This is a genomic window from Nostoc sp. PCC 7107 (assembly GCF_000316625.1).
Classification (GTDB): domain Bacteria; phylum Cyanobacteriota; class Cyanobacteriia; order Cyanobacteriales; family Nostocaceae; genus Nostoc_B.
Genome location: NC_019676.1, coordinates 492,263 through 507,818, shown reverse-complemented (window position 1 = coordinate 507,818; position 15,556 = coordinate 492,263). Strand labels below are relative to the sequence as shown.

13 protein-coding genes are annotated in these 15,556 nt (G+C 39.7%); 8 read left to right on the top strand and 5 right to left on the bottom strand.

The genetic code is table 11. The annotated features are described in order from the left end of the window. Positions 1-105: 105 nt before the first annotated feature. The gene (locus NOS7107_RS02185) at positions 106-735 is read right to left on the bottom strand and encodes a TetR/AcrR family transcriptional regulator (protein WP_015111347.1); all 630 of its coding nucleotides are present in this window, start codon (positions 733-735) and stop codon (positions 106-108) included. A gap of 262 nt (positions 736-997) precedes the next feature. Between NOS7107_RS02185 and NOS7107_RS02180 the strand changes: the two genes are divergently transcribed. After that, positions 998-1,858 carry a tetratricopeptide repeat protein gene (locus NOS7107_RS02180; RefSeq protein ID WP_044500455.1) on the top strand — a complete coding sequence of 287 codons (861 nt, stop codon included), beginning with the start codon at positions 998-1,000 and terminating at the stop codon, positions 1,856-1,858. Positions 1,859-2,136: 278 nt separating this feature from the next. On the opposite strand, the gene NOS7107_RS02175 is transcribed toward NOS7107_RS02180, so the two are convergent. Continuing rightward, on the bottom strand, positions 2,137-2,532 hold the full coding sequence (locus tag NOS7107_RS02175) for a response regulator (RefSeq protein WP_044500454.1): 396 nt from the start codon (positions 2,530-2,532) through the stop codon (positions 2,137-2,139). 227 nt (positions 2,533-2,759) lie between these two features. On the opposite strand from NOS7107_RS02175, the gene gyrA reads away from it, so the two are divergent. Together gyrA and NOS7107_RS02160 are read left to right on the top strand one after the other, a co-directional pair. Next, positions 2,760-5,261, top strand: coding sequence for a DNA gyrase subunit A (gyrA, locus tag NOS7107_RS02170; RefSeq protein WP_015111344.1), 2,502 nt, complete (start codon positions 2,760-2,762; stop codon positions 5,259-5,261). A gap of 372 nt (positions 5,262-5,633) precedes the next feature. After that, entirely contained in the window at positions 5,634-5,816 is a 183-nt protein-coding gene (locus NOS7107_RS02160; RefSeq protein WP_015111343.1) for a chlorophyll a/b-binding protein, read from the top strand. Between the two features lie 189 nt (positions 5,817-6,005). On the opposite strand, the gene rpoD is transcribed toward NOS7107_RS02160, so the two are convergent. Beyond that, on the bottom strand, positions 6,006-7,181 hold the full coding sequence (rpoD, locus tag NOS7107_RS02155) for an RNA polymerase sigma factor RpoD (RefSeq protein WP_015111342.1): 1,176 nt from the start codon (positions 7,179-7,181) through the stop codon (positions 6,006-6,008). A gap of 1,595 nt (positions 7,182-8,776) precedes the next feature. Next, positions 8,777-10,714: a DNA topoisomerase (ATP-hydrolyzing) subunit B gene (gene gyrB / locus NOS7107_RS02150; protein ID WP_015111341.1), complete on the bottom strand. Its 1,938-nt coding sequence runs from the start codon at positions 10,712-10,714 to the stop codon at positions 8,777-8,779. A 591-nt stretch (positions 10,715-11,305) separates the two neighbouring features. Between gyrB and miaA the strand changes: the two genes are divergently transcribed. Continuing rightward, positions 11,306-12,199, top strand: coding sequence for a tRNA (adenosine(37)-N6)-dimethylallyltransferase MiaA (gene miaA, locus NOS7107_RS02145; protein WP_015111340.1), 894 nt, complete (start codon positions 11,306-11,308; stop codon positions 12,197-12,199). A 17-nt stretch (positions 12,200-12,216) separates the two neighbouring features. Here miaA and NOS7107_RS02140 read toward each other — a convergent pair whose 3' ends face one another. Continuing rightward, positions 12,217-12,681, bottom strand: coding sequence for a GNAT family N-acetyltransferase (locus NOS7107_RS02140; RefSeq protein WP_015111339.1), 465 nt, complete (start codon positions 12,679-12,681; stop codon positions 12,217-12,219). 173 nt (positions 12,682-12,854) lie between these two features. Between NOS7107_RS02140 and NOS7107_RS02135 the strand changes: the two genes are divergently transcribed. The 4 genes from NOS7107_RS02135 to NOS7107_RS02120 all read left to right on the top strand — a co-directional run bounded on the left by NOS7107_RS02135 (position 12,855) and on the right by NOS7107_RS02120 (position 15,485). Further along, positions 12,855-13,058: a hypothetical protein gene (locus NOS7107_RS02135; RefSeq protein WP_015111338.1), complete on the top strand. Its 204-nt coding sequence runs from the start codon at positions 12,855-12,857 to the stop codon at positions 13,056-13,058. Positions 13,059-13,467: 409 nt separating this feature from the next. Next, positions 13,468-13,692, top strand: coding sequence for an ATP-binding protein (locus NOS7107_RS29225; protein ID WP_044499570.1), 225 nt, complete (start codon positions 13,468-13,470; stop codon positions 13,690-13,692). A 27-nt stretch (positions 13,693-13,719) separates the two neighbouring features. Next, on the top strand, positions 13,720-14,190 hold the full coding sequence (locus NOS7107_RS02125; RefSeq protein ID WP_015111337.1) for a response regulator: 471 nt from the start codon (positions 13,720-13,722) through the stop codon (positions 14,188-14,190). Between the two features lie 101 nt (positions 14,191-14,291). Continuing rightward, a complete protein-coding gene (locus NOS7107_RS02120; protein WP_015111336.1) occupies positions 14,292-15,485 on the top strand; it encodes an ATP-binding protein in 1,194 nt (397 codons plus the stop codon). Positions 15,486-15,556: the final 71 nt, after the last annotated feature.

The window sequence follows — 15,556 nt, the reverse complement described above, 5'->3', positions numbered from 1 at the left end:
CTAAAAATTTGCTTAAAAGAGAACAGATAATAGGAAACAGGCAACGGTTTGAGACCTCACAACCCATAAATCCATACATTTATTTAATTAAGAATTTGCTGCTATTTAAATAGGTGCGATGCCTAACCAAATTGCCTCTACCAGACTCTGAACAAATGAAAACACAACTTTTGGTTGATGTTCTAAATCAAAGTCCTTGACAGGTTCAATTGTAAAACTAGTTTGAGAGCATGGTTTCTGCTCAAAAAGAACATAATTCATCAGGGTTCCTACTAAAATATGAGCAACTATTTTGGCATTCACAGGACGTAATCTACTGAGGCTAATTTCTCGCTCTAGAAAAGAAGTCAGTACTTTAACATCTTGCATTAATCCCTGTTCTTTTCTGGTAAAAGGTTCGGGAAAGGCACTACCACGGGAACGCAGCATCATAAAGCGAGGCAGTACTTCACTATAAAATTCTAAAATCTGAAGACATACCTGGATTAGATTTTCTTTGAGATTACCTGTACCACATAAGTTTTCCAGTTCTTTTATCCACAAAGGTCTTTCTGGAAGACCCATAGCGGCAAAAAACAATTCTTCTTTCGTAGAAAAGCGCTTGAAAATTGAAGCCTCAGAAATACCAGCTAGTTGAGCAATTTCTATAGTTGAACCACCAAAACCTTGCTGAAGGAAAACTTCGCGGGCAGCTTCTAAAATTTGCTGATTAGTAATTTTAGGTTTACGAGCCATAAATTAGTAACTACACACTGATGAATTTATTATTGGTTAATGCTCATGTCAAGACTTGTGACAAAGGGAGTGGGGAATAGGAAATTCTGCATGACTCAGCACGGGCTGAACGCTCCGCTACCGCTAACAGCACTTTCCATGCAATTAAGCTAAGGTTATGAATACAGCCAGTGCTAACGACTGTAAACTTTACCTTTCGACTAAAGTAGAGATCGTTTAAGCTATCTGACAGATGATTGATTTGTGGGTAAGAGGCGGTAGTGTGCCTAAACACGTTCATTTGATTTCATTTCTGGTTGCCTGTAGTTTGTTGAGTATACCCAAAGTTGCTCATGCACAGGCACTAATTCCCCATACGCTGCAATTAGATCCAGCAAAGTTGGAGAAACAAGGGCTGACTTTAGCACAAGAGGCAGCGCAACTAGCTCAATTTCAGCAGATTGATTTAGCTTTACCGCGAGCGCGGTTGGCCAGCCAACTGGCTCCCAAAAATGATAAAGTTTGGCTGCTGTTGGGTGGTTTGCATTTACAAAATCGGGAATTTGATCCGGCGCTGGCTGCTTTGAAAAAGGCGCAAGCGCTCAATCCCAAAAATGCAGACGTTTTTTTTGCTATGGGTTCGGCTAATTTTCAACAGAAAAAGTATGATGCGGCAATTGCTAATTATCAAGCAGGTTTAAAGCTGAAACCAAATGACCCAGAAGCCTTGTTTGATTTAGGTAACGCCTATTATATGCAGGGTAAATTACCAGAAGCGATCGCCCAATACAATCAGGCAGTCGCTCAAGATAAAAAATTCTGGGCAGCAATTAATAACATTGGTTTAATTCAGTACGAACAGGGTAATGCTGATGCCGCTATTAAGCAATGGCAAACGGCTGTATCTATCGATAAACAAGCGGCTGAACCTTTACTGGCCTTAGCCGTGGCACTATATACTAAAGGCGATCGTCAGCAAAGCCTGACATTAGGAGCAACTGCTTTACGCATCGATCAGCGCTATGCTGATGTGGATTTTCTGAAGGAAAATCTTTGGGGTGAACGTCTATTATCTGATACAAAGAAATTTTTAGAACTGCCAACTATTCAAGCAGCTCTACAGCAACAGCCTGCACCACAGTAAAGTCAAAAGCGCAAAGTTGAGCCAGTCACGTGTGGGGGTTCCCCCCGTTGAATGAACTGGCGTGGCGGGGACGGAAACCGACACCGCCTAACTTTGTAAGAAGGAAAAAGCAAAAGGTAAAAGAATTTTGACTTTTCACTTTTTACTTTTGCCTTCTTTAACTACTTGCGGAAAACAGTATCTTATAGTACATCTATACTAGACAAAGATCAAATATTCCCCCAAAAATGTTTTTGGGGGAATATTCCTCAGCGGGTCTAGTTAATTTTTAGTAGTGATTAATGGGGAAGAAGTGCCATGATTTGGTCAACAAATTGTTGGTGGTCAACAACAGGCTTGGAGATGTAACCATCAGCACCACTTTGCTTAAGAAAGTTTTCGCGATCGCCTTCCATCGCGTGTGCAGTCACCAAAATAATCGGTAAATTGGCTGTTTGTGGATCAGACTTCAACATTTGGGTAATTTTGATGCCATCAACAGACTTACCTTGATAAACACTTCTAGACAAAGAAACATCCATTAAAATTAGATCTGCTTTCCCCGATTGAGCAATTTGAATCACTTCTTCGACATTTTCGGTATGTGTTACATCTAAGCCACCGCGTTTAGTCAAAATTTTGGAAAAAACGCGAGCATTAATTAGATCGTCTTCAACAATTAAAACGGTTTTCATGAGAATTTTATTAATAGAGGTGAAGGGGAGAACGCACTGAGCAGCAAAGTTGTCTAGCTCTTTTTTAATCACTAATGTATGTCCCCGTCATCAAGGATAATACTACTGCCGTTTATCTGGTGACTAACAAGATTGTGTTAGGAATCCCTTTTCATCCGTTATGCTGTGTTTGCTGCATTGTTCAGTTATAGAGATTTTTGTGTAGTTAACTTTCAGGGAAAAAACTCATGGCAAAACAGTTAAACCTTCTCTCAACGGGACAGGTAATTACAACAGCCCTGCACACCGAGATGCAACGGTCTTATCTAGAATATGCCATGAGTGTGATTGTTGGGCGAGCATTACCCGATGTGCGTGATGGCTTAAAACCTGTTCATCGCCGCATTTTGTATGCTATGCACGAACTAGGTTTAACACCAGATCGGCCTTATCGTAAATGTGCGCGTGTGGTTGGGGATGTACTGGGTAAATACCACCCCCACGGTGATCAAGCCGTTTATGATGCTTTAGTTAGGCTGGTGCAGGACTTTTCTAGTCGCTATCCCTTATTAGCAGGACATGGCAACTTTGGTAGTGTTGATAATGACCCCCCAGCAGCAATGCGCTACACCGAAACTCGTTTAGCATCCATTAGTCATGAGGGAATGCTGACAGAAATCGGTGAAGAAACAGTGGAATTTGTCGGTAACTTTGATAATTCCCAACAAGAACCCACGGTATTACCTGCACAGTTACCCTTTTTGTTACTCAATGGTTGTGCAGGGATTGCTGTGGGGATGGCAACAAATATTCCACCACACAATTTGGGAGAAATTGTTGATGGCTTAATTGCCTTAATTGACCAGCCAGATTTATCTGATGAAAAGTTATTAGAGTTAATTCCTGGGCCAGACTTTCCCACTGGGGGCGAAATCGTAGGTGATACCGGTATTCGCGAAGCTTACAGCACAGGGAAAGGTGGAATTGTCTTGCGCGGAGTTGCCCAAATCGAAGAAGTTGCTGGTGGTAAAGGAAGCAAGCGCCGGACAGCAATTGTGATTACGGAATTGCCTTATCAAGTGAATAAGGCAGGCTGGATTGAAAAGATAGCAGAATTAGTTAATCAAGGTCGCTTGCAAGGAATTTCAGATATTCGAGATGAAAGCGATCGCGAAGGTATGCGGGTAGTCATTGAACTCAAACGCGATACTAACCCCCAAGAAGTGCTGCAACATTTGTATCATCAGACTGCTTTGCAAACTAATTTTGGGGCAATTCTGCTGGCAATTGTCGAAGGACAACCCCGACAATTAAGCTTGCGGCAATTATTACAAGAGTTTCTAAATTTCCGAGAAGCAACCTTAAATCGTCGCTATGGTTACGAGTTAGGTAAAGCTGAAAGTCGCTTACATATAGTGGAAGGGTTGCTAAAAGCCTTATCTCAAGTAGATGAAGTGATTAGCATTTTGCGCCAAGCGGCTGACGGTAGCACAGCCAAAGTTAACTTGAGTAGCCAACTGAATTTGAGTGAATCACAAGCAGATGCAATTTTAGCAATGCCTTTGCGCCGTCTGACTGGTTTAGAACAACAGAATTTACAGCAGGAATTTGAGCAACTAACTACACAAATTGCCCTGTTGCAAAACTTACTGAACGATCGCCGCGAATTATTAAAGTCGCTGAAAAAAGATTTGCGATCGCTCAAGCGCAAATATGGTGATCCTCGACGAACCAAATTACTCCCCGGTATTACCGAGGAATTGAAAAGCAAAGCCGCAGAAGGTTCCAAAAATCGCAAGACAGAAGAAGTCGAAGAAAATTCCCCGATTGAACAGCCAGCGGAAGAAGCAATACTAGAGTTTACCCAACGGGGTTATGTACGCCGCCTTTCAACCTCTGGGAAAAAACCAAAAGCGGAAAATGCTCTCCCCGATAATGATTTCTTGATTCAAACTGAATTAACCGATACCAACAAAGATTTACTCATCCTTACCAGTGGTGGCAAAGTCTACCCTGTGCGCGTGGGGGATATTCCCTTAACTACTGGCCGTTCTCCACGAGGAACTCCATTAATCACCACACTCACAACTACTGCTCAAGGTAGTCAAGAACCTGTGGTCAGTCGCTTTTTATTACCAGAAGATTTAGACTTCAAGCAAATGATTCTCCTGACAAAACAAGGCAGAATCAAGCGCTTATCTTTCGCAGAATTTACCAACCTGACTCGTCGCGGGATTACGATTGTCAAGCTCAAAGACGATGACGAATTGTTATTTACCCAGTCCATCAACCCAGGTGAGCATTTAATTTTGGCTAGTTCTGGTGGACGTTTATTGCGGTTTGCCGTCAATGACGAACAACTACCCGTTATGGGTCGAACAGCTATGGGTTTACAAGCTTTTCGACTGTTGAGAAATCAACAAATGGTTGGCTGTGCAACTGTAGGCAAAGATGACCATTTGCTATTAGTTACTCAACAAGGATATGCCAAGCGCATTGCTGCAAGTCAATTAAGAGCAGCTAATCGAGGTGATTTAGGCACGCAAGCACTGAAATTTGCCGCTAAAACTGACAACTTAGCCAGTATGGTAAAGGCGACTACTCCAGAAGTGGCGCTGGTGACAAATAAAGAGCGTGTAGTCCGGATAGATGTAGACACAGTACCTATTTTGGGTAGAGATGCTACAGGTGAAATTATCCTGCAACTCAACCGGGATGAAAAAATTATTGCTGTTGCTGAAGTACGTTAGTGCAGATGCTCCGAAAAATTGCAAATTTTTGGTTGCGACACATATATCCTAGTCTAGCTCCCTTAATTGCCACATTTGGCCTTTTTGGACTGGCTAGTTGTCTATTTATTCTTTTTGTTTTAGCAGAGCTTTTTGAAGAGTGCATTGGCCTACAGATGTCATTGCAGGTTACGAAGTTGGGTTTCTCTGGCTAACAATGTGCATCACAATGCTGAAACTGCAACAACTGAGACAATACTAGTGTTAATTTTTTAATTATTTCTAACTTTAATAATAAAAGTTTGATTTAACGTTACATTTTTTAAAGTTAGTTGTTATATTAGTTTACATAAGGCAATAAACCTTAGTAAATCCTATCTGGAGTTTAAAAGAATGACTAACACAACCACAAAAATCACTGCTCCCGTAGTTGAAGATCGTAACGCTTGGCGTTGGGGTTTTACTCCTCAAGCAGAAATTTGGAATGGTCGTTTGGCAATGATTGGCTTTTTATCTGCTGCATTGATTGAACTGTTCTCTGGTCAAGGATTCCTGCATTTCTGGGGTATTCTTTAAGTAACGTTAATTATCTAAGAATATGAAAAATAAAAACCTGGTAGCGTTGAAAAACTACCAGGTTATTTATTTTTGGTCATTTGTCATTGGTGAGCCAGCGCGGTCTTGGGGGTTTCCCTCATGAGCGACTGGCTCACCCCGAAGGGGTCAATAGTCATTTGTCAGTAATTTATGACTATTAACTATTAACTACCGAATATATTCTTTGAGGACGCTGTTACGGTTGGGGTGACGTAATTTGCGGAGGGCTTTAGCTTCAATTTGGCGAATGCGTTCGCGGGTAACGTTGAAGATTTGACCAATTTCCTCAAGGGTTTTCATCCGACCATCATCCAAGCCGTAGCGCAATCTCAGCACATCGCGTTCACGAGGGCTAAGGCTATCGAGGACTTTTTCTAAATCTTCACGCAATAGATTTTTAGAAACTTGATCTTCTGGGGTTTCACCATCAGATTCAATAAAATCACCCAATCGAGAATCTTCTTCTTTACCAATGGGTGTTTCTAATGAGATGGGTAGCTGTGCAGATTTAGCAATAAACCGCAGTTTCTCAATGGTCATTTCCATGCGAGTAGCGATTTCTTCCTCAGTAGGTTTGCGACCCATTTCTTGAGAAAGTAGCTTGGTGGTTTTCTTGATGCGGGAGATAGTTTCGTAAAGGTGAACGGGTAGGCGGATAGTCCGAGACTGATCGGCGATCGCTCTGGTGATGGCCTGACGAATCCACCATGTAGCGTAGGTGGAAAATTTATATCCCTTTTCGTGGTCGAACTTCTCCGCCGCACGAATCAAACCAAGACTACCTTCTTGAATTAAGTCTTGGAATGATAAACCGCGATTCATGTATTTCTTCGCAATAGAAACCACTAGTCGTAGGTTGGACTGCACCATTTTATCTTTTGCCCTACGACCAACGTGTAAACGATAACGAAAAGCAGGCAATGGTAATTGTACTGCTTCTGCCCATTCGCTATCACGAGGATCGCGGTCTAACTGTTCTGAGAGTCTTTCTCGGACTCTTTCCAATTCCAATAAATCTGCGATTTTCCGCGCTAATTCGATTTCTTCGTCTGCCCGCAACAAGCGAATTCGCCCTATTTCTTGCAAGTAAAGACGAATTGAATCTTCGGTGTAGTGCTTTTTCTTGCTTTGTGTGCGACGACGCGATTTAGCGGCTTTTCCAGACTTTGCGTCGTCCTCATCAGACTGAGGCTCTAAAAATTCATCCATTTCGCCATCATCAACAAGAAGTAAGTCATCCTCTTCTTCAATTAAGAGGTCTTCTAACTCCTCGAAATCAGGCTGATTTATTATTTCTAGGTCAGGCTGATAATTGCTTTCGAGTACGTTGTTAGCCTGGTTCATGCCGCGTTCCTCATGCTCCTTGCAGAATCAATTACTTCAATTACTCAAGATGTATTTAGCGCTCTTTTTATGAGGGCTAGTTAACAACCGAAAATCGGGTTTTAGGCTGTTTTCCCTGAAAGTCTTTCGGCAGTTTTACTCCATTGTGGAGTAGTTATTTATTGAAGCGTGAAAAGTCGCATTTACTGCTGACTTACTCACTGTATTAACAGTCGCGTGTTGCTGTTGCACACAACTTTTAACTTCTTTGTTTAAAACAGGACTTATCTTTATCTTGATCAAAAATTAACCACTTCATATAAACAACTATGAGCGTTGGCATATTTTCTGACAAAGACTGTTCCGATTGTAGCCTGTTTCACAAAAATTGCACTCTTTTTGTGTGTTAATCATGAAGTCATTAAGTAAGTTGAAGCCACCATATATCAAAAAGATATTAAAAAGGGTAGGTGTTCCCTTAAATTTTTTATAAACCTTTTTGGAATTATAGTGGACTCATCTTTACATTCAAAGGAAATTACTTCTACCTTTACACAATTTTAGGTATTAACTACAACATTAATTACCTAGAATCCTCGTGTTTTATATTAACTTAGGTGAGAAGTATTGAGAGGCATACTTTTACATTTCCTTTACAAATGACTCATCCCAAACAGTTATGCAGCAAGTCTCGCTAGGTAGAGCAGCAAGAGTGATACTGCTTGTTTAAACACACTTAACTTTCGTTGATCCCATTCGCCTTAACTGAGGAGTTGAGGTTGTGACAGAATCTGCCAGATGGACTTCAATGAAGTGTTAACTGAGTTGGTCTTATTCACACATTAGCGCACAGACGAGATTTCAACCCTATGAATCTTGACAAACTGCTCCTATTGTATACAAAGATATTTTAATCAATTTATAAAGAATTTGACAGTTGATAATTTAGATATTTATCTGATTAAGGCAAAAGTTTATTAGATACAGACAAATTGGCAATTCTAGCTAAGGCAACATAAAGATGTTTGGATATTTGTCTCCCACAAATTTCTGCCGCTAGTAACTAGTAAGTTGCACATGACGAAGTTATAGCATTAGTCGAGAATGTGTTAGTTAATTCTGATTACGTACGAATATGTTAAATATACTACTGGTTTTATGCAGAAAATTGTTGCTTGGTGTAATCTTCAACATCCTCAAATATTTAACCAACTTTGTAGGTAGACAATATTCAGCTTGGCACCTCAAGGATAACAAATGCTTTTCTAGCTTGGATGAAATTTGAATACACAAATTATTGATTTGGAATTATCAACTCTGAAAAACACCAACTCCAATGATATTCATTGATTCAACCCAAATTTATCTAGAGCTTGACAAAAAGAAGCTCTTATGCACTAATCGAAAATACAGCTAATCACCTTAGTAATTAATAATTAAGTATTTTATCAAACAACTTACTGATGAAGGAAATAATACTTAGAAAAAATTTTCTTGATGTTTCTAACTAGAAACAATGCAGTTAATAGCCGATCGCCTAAAAAGAAAAAAGGTAATGAGCGATCGCCCATTACCCACCATTACTGCACATCAGGATAATTGATATTAGCTTGATATTATATATCAAGCTCGGCAAAATTGAGTTTAGAACCGTAGGTTTCGATAAATTCACGTCGGGGCGCAACGCGATCGCCCATTAAAATAGTGAAAATGCGATCAGCTTCGGCAGCATCTTCAATTTCGACTTGTTTCAGGGTGCGAGTTTCTGGATTCATTGTAGTTGTCCAGAGTTGTGCCGGCATCATTTCACCCAAACCTTTGAAACGTTGGATAGTGTAGTTAGCATTAGCCGGGAACTTGGCAATTGCTTGTTGTAGTTCTCTATCGCTATAACAATACTCATGATTCTTGCCGCGTTCTACTTTATATAAAGGAGGACAAGCGATATAAATAAATCCTTGTTCAATGAGCGATCGCTGATATCTGTAGAAAAATGTTAACAGCAATGTGCGGATATGCGCTCCATCTACGTCAGCGTCAGTCATAATGATGATGCGATGATAGCGCAGTTGGGTAGAGTCGAATTCTTCACCTTTGACTCCTAAACCCAAGGCTGTGATTAACGCCTGAATTTCGTTATTTTTGTAGATTTTGGAATCGTCAGTTTTTTCGATGTTAAGGATTTTACCACGTAAGGGGAGGATGGCTTGAGTGCGGCGATCGCGTCCTTGTTTGGCGCTACCACCCGCTGAGTCACCTTCCACAATATAAATTTCTGATTCGCTAGGATCGCGAGAACTACAATCTGCTAATTTCCCTGGTAATGGCGAAGATTCCAGGACAGATTTACGCCGGACTAACTCCCTGGCGTGACGTGCGGCTTCAGCAGCTTTGAATGCTTGGATAGCTTTATCGAGAATTGAATCAGCGATTCCTGGATGAAATTCCAGGTACTCCGTGAGAACTTCCCCTACCAGAGAATCAACGATTCCCCGCACCTCAGTGTTACCGAGTTTAGTTTTGGTTTGTCCTTCAAATTCAGGATCGGGGACTTTGACGGAAATGACTGCGGTTAAACCTTCTCGGACGTGTTCACCGCTGAGGTTAGGTTCATTTTCTTTTATTTTATTGCGCTTACGGGCGATCGCATTTAATGTCCGAGTTAGTACCGCCTTTAAACCTTCTAAGTGCGTACCGCCATCAACAGTACGGATATTATTCGCAAAACCCAACACGTTGTCTGTATAAGCGTCAGTACACCACTGCAACGCAACTTCTATCTGAACGTTGCTACGTTCTCCCTGCACATAAATAATTTCTTCATGTAGCGGCTGCTTATCGCGGTTCATGTAGGCGATATATTCTTTGATACCACCTCGATATTCGTAGGTTTCGATCTTGGGTGTATCGCTTTTCAGGAGTTCTAAACGGTTGTCTGTGAAAGTAATTTTCACCCCAGCGTTGAGATAAGCCAATTCTCGCAAACGGCCTGCTAGGGTGATGAAATCAAACTCAATCCCAGTAGTAAAGATTTGTGTATCTGGTTTGAAAGTTACGGAAGTACCCGTTCTAGCTTCTTTATATGGCTTCGCTACCAATTCAGTAACGGGAACACCTCGTTCATAGCGTTGGGTATGAACCTTTTTATCTCGCCAAACTGTAACTTCGACAACTTCTGACAAAGCATTAACTACAGAAATCCCAACCCCGTGTAATCCTCCAGAAACTTTGTAGCCGCCGCCGCCAAATTTACCCCCAGCGTGCAGCACTGTCATTACAGTTTCCAACGCCGATTTCCCAGTCCGCGAATGAGTATCGGTGGGAATACCTCGACCGTCATCTGTTACAGTCACAGAACCATCTGCATTAATATCTATTTCTATATGGGTGCAGTATCCTGCTAATGCTTCATCAACAGAGTTATCTACCACCTCATAAACTAAATGGTGGAGTCCTCGCGGCCCGGTAGAACCAATGTACATCCCCGGTCGTTTGCGGACGGCTTCCAGACCTTCCAGAACTTGAATCTGATCGGCACTGTAACTGCTCGTCATGAAAATTCTCCTGATGCGTGGGTTTAAAATCGCCCAAAGGCTGAAAAAGCAAAAACACACCGAGATTCTAACACAAAAGCCTTAGTGACGACTGTAGGGCAATTTTATGAGAAGTTTATCTAGGGGCTGTATCCCCATAAGTTTTCCCGATAGTTCATCTAAATTTTTTCTGAAATCACTTTTTTCAGCACCAATGGACGCAGAGCATTTCTCAGAATGACTTTGTTAAGCCTCAATCAAAATACTTCTTTGAGAGATTAACATGGTTCTCATCTATGGAAAATGTAGTACAAAAATACTAGACAGCTATTTTCACACAAAGGCGTTGGGGAGATGAACTTATTGACTCTTGAGCATTGACAATTGAACGAAAAATTTTAGATTTTGGATGGGGAATTTTCGGTACAAGCCCCACCCCTTCAGGGCGGAATTAATCCAAAATACTGGCTGCGCTGCGTACGCTTCTCTAACGCCAATCTAAAATCCGACGCTCGACGACTCGCTAATGCTGCGCTATCAAGCTCGACACTTTAAGGTGGAGTCAATTCAAAATCTAAAATCGTAAATCCAAAATTGATTGACCATTATCTAATGACCAAATTAATTGTTATTTGTGGGGCAACTGCAACAGGTAAGTCTGGTTTAGGGCTAAGTTTAGCTACCAGGTTGGGTTCTGTAATTTTCAGTGCAGATTCCCGTCAAGTTTACCGTGAGTTTAATATTGGCACAGCTAAACCAACCGTAGCGGAACAAAAATTAGTGCCACATTATTTAATAGATATCTGTGAGCCAACAGAAACTATGACGGTAGCAGATTATCAAGAACAGGCACAAGCTTTAATTGAGTCGGTTGGTGTTGAGCCAATTTTATTAGTAGGTGGAACTGGTTTATATATACGTTCCATAGTTCAAGGGATGAAAATTCCCAGAGTTGCGCCTGATAATGAATTGCGATCGCAATTAGCATCTCTCGGACAAAATCAACTGTATGGTATGTTGCAACAAGTTGATCCTGTTGCAGCAAATAAAATTCATCCCAATGATCCCGTGCGGACTTTACGCGCGTTGGAGGTATTTTACATAACTGGAATTCCTATCTCTGATCAACAAGGCGAAAACCCACCTGATTATCCAATTTTACAGATTGGCTTAGATTGTGATGTTGATAAATTAGATGTACGCATTCACAAGCGAACTGAGCAAATGATTGCTGATGGTTTAGTATCTGAAGTGGAATATCTTTGTCAAAAATATGGGGCTGATTTATCGTTGTTAAACACTTTGGGATATCAGGAAATTAAGCAATATTTGGCTGGTAAGATTACTTTAAATACAGCCAAAGAATTAACAGTTTTACATACACGACAATTTGCCAAACGACAACGCACTTGGTTTAGAGCATATCCGCAAATTGAGTGGTTTAATGCAGATAATGCTGATTTGATAGAGCAAGTTTGGCAGCGTGTAACTGAGTTTATTAATTAAACTTTACTCCTTCCTTCCTATTCCTGGCAGTATTTCATAAATACTATAGGCACTCTAAACAGCTGTTTAGCAAATTGAGAAATGCCAAATTTATGCTTGAGAGATGACGGAATATTTTCAAAAGCAACTGTGACAAAACCAAAGCGACTATAAAACTGTGATAAATTTTCGCCCAAACATTCTAGATATAGTGGTTCTGTTGCTTGACTTATGAGATGCTGCGTGAGCAAACTACCTAAACCACGTCCTCTCCAAGTTGGTTTAACAACTAAACTACCCATTTCTTGTACACCAACAAAATTACGTAGTTGTCCACAGGCAATTAAATTACCTTCGTATTCAACAACAAAGAACTGTTGCCAACGTAATTGGGTAGGGTCAAGTTTAGCTGAAAATACTAATGAACGAATTGACCACTTATCAGCCGACGTTGCCTGACGTAAAATACATCCAGATGGTAATGATAAATTGTTTGAATACATTCAATATACTAGGGCTGTTTGTGTTTAAATGCTGACGACTAGCTCCTGAATTATGTTCTAATAGTACTTCCGACATAGTAAAAATTAATTCAGAACTATATTTTAGATAGATAACTGTATACTCTTCATTTCTCTACAATAAAGCCAAGAATAAAACGTAGGAGTTTATAGTTATGGCTGAAGAACAAAAACAAAAGTCTTCTAACAATCAAGATACCACCCCTACTGCTTCTGGTGGCTATCAGACCCCTTTACAAGAAGACATTCGCAAAACTGGTGATGCTTCTCAATCTGATGCGAGAAAGACTGCTAGACCAGAAGCACCTGGAGAAGATGATGTAGCAGGTAGCCCTAATCAAGGTACTGAATCACGTTAAGTGTAATTCAGATGTGTAGAGCATAAATAGTCTGGTAAAAATTCTTTAATGATTTTTAGTCAGTAAAAGTTGAGTGGGTGATGCAAGCAAAAGCATGATTACCCACTCAATCTTTATATTTGATAGTAACTTGTAATTAATAATAATTAAAAAAATGATTGCTAATTGTGTCATCTATCAATAGACATATATTTATTATCTAAAATATTAGATCATCCAAGAAATGACATAAGTTTTGTAAATTGTTGCTTTTGGTAAATCTTGATAATCGAAGCGGTTATCGATATTTAATTGGTAACGCTATCAAGTTTCGCCACAAAGATTTGCCACCACAAATTCATATTAATGCAGTGAGCAAAAGGAGAGTAGGGGTGTAGGGACAGAAGATTTTACTCAGTATTATGTTTGGTTGTCCTCAGTCCAAGATAATGGTATTGGCATTAAATCTCAGTATCTTGACCGGATTTTTGAAATTTTCCGTCGCCTACATACCCGTCGAGAATTTCCGGGTACAGGTATTGGTTGGGCTATTTGTAAAAAAATTGTTGAACGCCATAATGGTCACATCTGGGCTGAATCTCAGGCAAGAGTGGGTACAACATTCTACTTTACTCTTGATGAATTAGTTACTTGAAAAATTTTGGATAAAGACATGTAATATATGGTTAATAACAGTATTGAAAATAGTCAGGTATGTCGGTGTGTGGAAATTTTGCTAGTTGAAGATTCTCCTAGTGACGCTAATCTCACAATGAAAGGCTTTGTCAATGCCAAAATTGCCAATAACTTGCACTGGGTTGAAGATGGTGAAACAGCAATGAATTATCTCCGCCAGCAAGGAGAGTTCGCTGATGCTCCTCGTCCAGATTTAGTTTTACTCGACTTGAATTTACCAGGGATGGATGGACGGGAAGTACTGACAGAAGTAAAATATGACCCCAGCCTAAAACGTATTCAGGTTGTTGTGCTGACTACCTCAACAGATGAACAAGACATACTACATTCTTATAATCTCCATGCTAATTGCCATATCACAAAACCCATTGATATCTACCAGTTTATTGAAGCTGTGCAGTTAATTAAAGATTTTTGGTTAACAGCAGTCACGCTTCCATCAGATTCATCAATTTAATAATGTCTTTTTCTATTTGTCCAATATGAATTATGATTGAGCATTGTTTTCACAATGAAAAAATCAAATGATTATTGGGCAAATTTATATAAATATATTTTATGCAAAAAATGATGATTCAAGTTCTATTGGTAGAAGATAGTCCTAGTGATGCTAAACTACTGCATCAACTATTTTTACATGCCTATCAGCAGGAATTAAAAATATTGCATGTTGAAAGATTGTCTGAAGCAATAGAGTTAAGTTTAGTAGATGAGAAGCACTTAGGAGATGGTTGGGAAATTGCAAATCTTAAACAAGATAAATTTGATGTTGTCTTGTTAGATTTAGAATTACCTGATTCTGTGGGAATAGATACTTTAAAAGAATATCGAGCCGTAGTAACAGATATTCCTGTGGTGGTTTTAACGGGGCTTGATGATGAAGAATTAGCCATGCAAGCATTAGCAGAAGGCGCTCAAGATTATTTAGTGAAAGACCAAACTACCATCCAGCGATTAGTACGTGCTATTCGCTATGCTATTGAACGGGAAGAAATTCTGAATAAGTTAAGAGAGAGTGAAGAAATTAGCCGCCAAGCATTAGCTAAAGAACAACAACTCAATGAGCTAAAGTCTAATTTTGTGGCAATGGTTTCTCATGAGTTTCGTAACCCGATGACTACAATTAGGACTGCTATGGATATACTGCAACATCAACATAACTTGAATGAGGAGCGAAAAAATTTCTATTTTGAACGTGTGCAAGATTCAATTAATCACATGCTTCAGTTACTTGATGAAGTGTTATTTTTGAGCCGAAGTGAGGCTGCTAAATTAGAATATAAGCCTGCGCCTTTAGATTTAATAAGCTTTTGTGAGGAAATCACAGATGTCCTACAAATGAAGGCAGTTGGTCAGCAGAATATTATCTTTAACCATGCAGGAAAATACAATATCAGCTACATGGATGATGAATTACTCTATTGTATTTTAACTAATTTAATTTCCAATGCTGTTAAATATTCTCCGCCACAAAGTAATGTTTGGTTTAATTTAAGTTGTGGAGATGATATGGCAATTTTTCAGGTTAGAGATGAAGGAATAGGTATCCCTGAAAAAGACCAAATAAATCTATTTCAAACTTTCTATAGAGCTAGTAATGCGCGGCGAATTCAAGGAACAGGCTTAGGGCTGGCTATGGTGAAAAAGTGTGTAGATTTACATGGGGGTGAAATTAGTATAGAAAGTAAGCAGAATATGGGAACTACGGTAATAGTACGATTGCCGTTAAATTATCATGGCGATAGTAAATAGTGGGCTACAAATAAAGTTAAGTATTTAAGGTTGTTATTTGTCATAGTTAAATAATTTAGGAATCAAAAAAT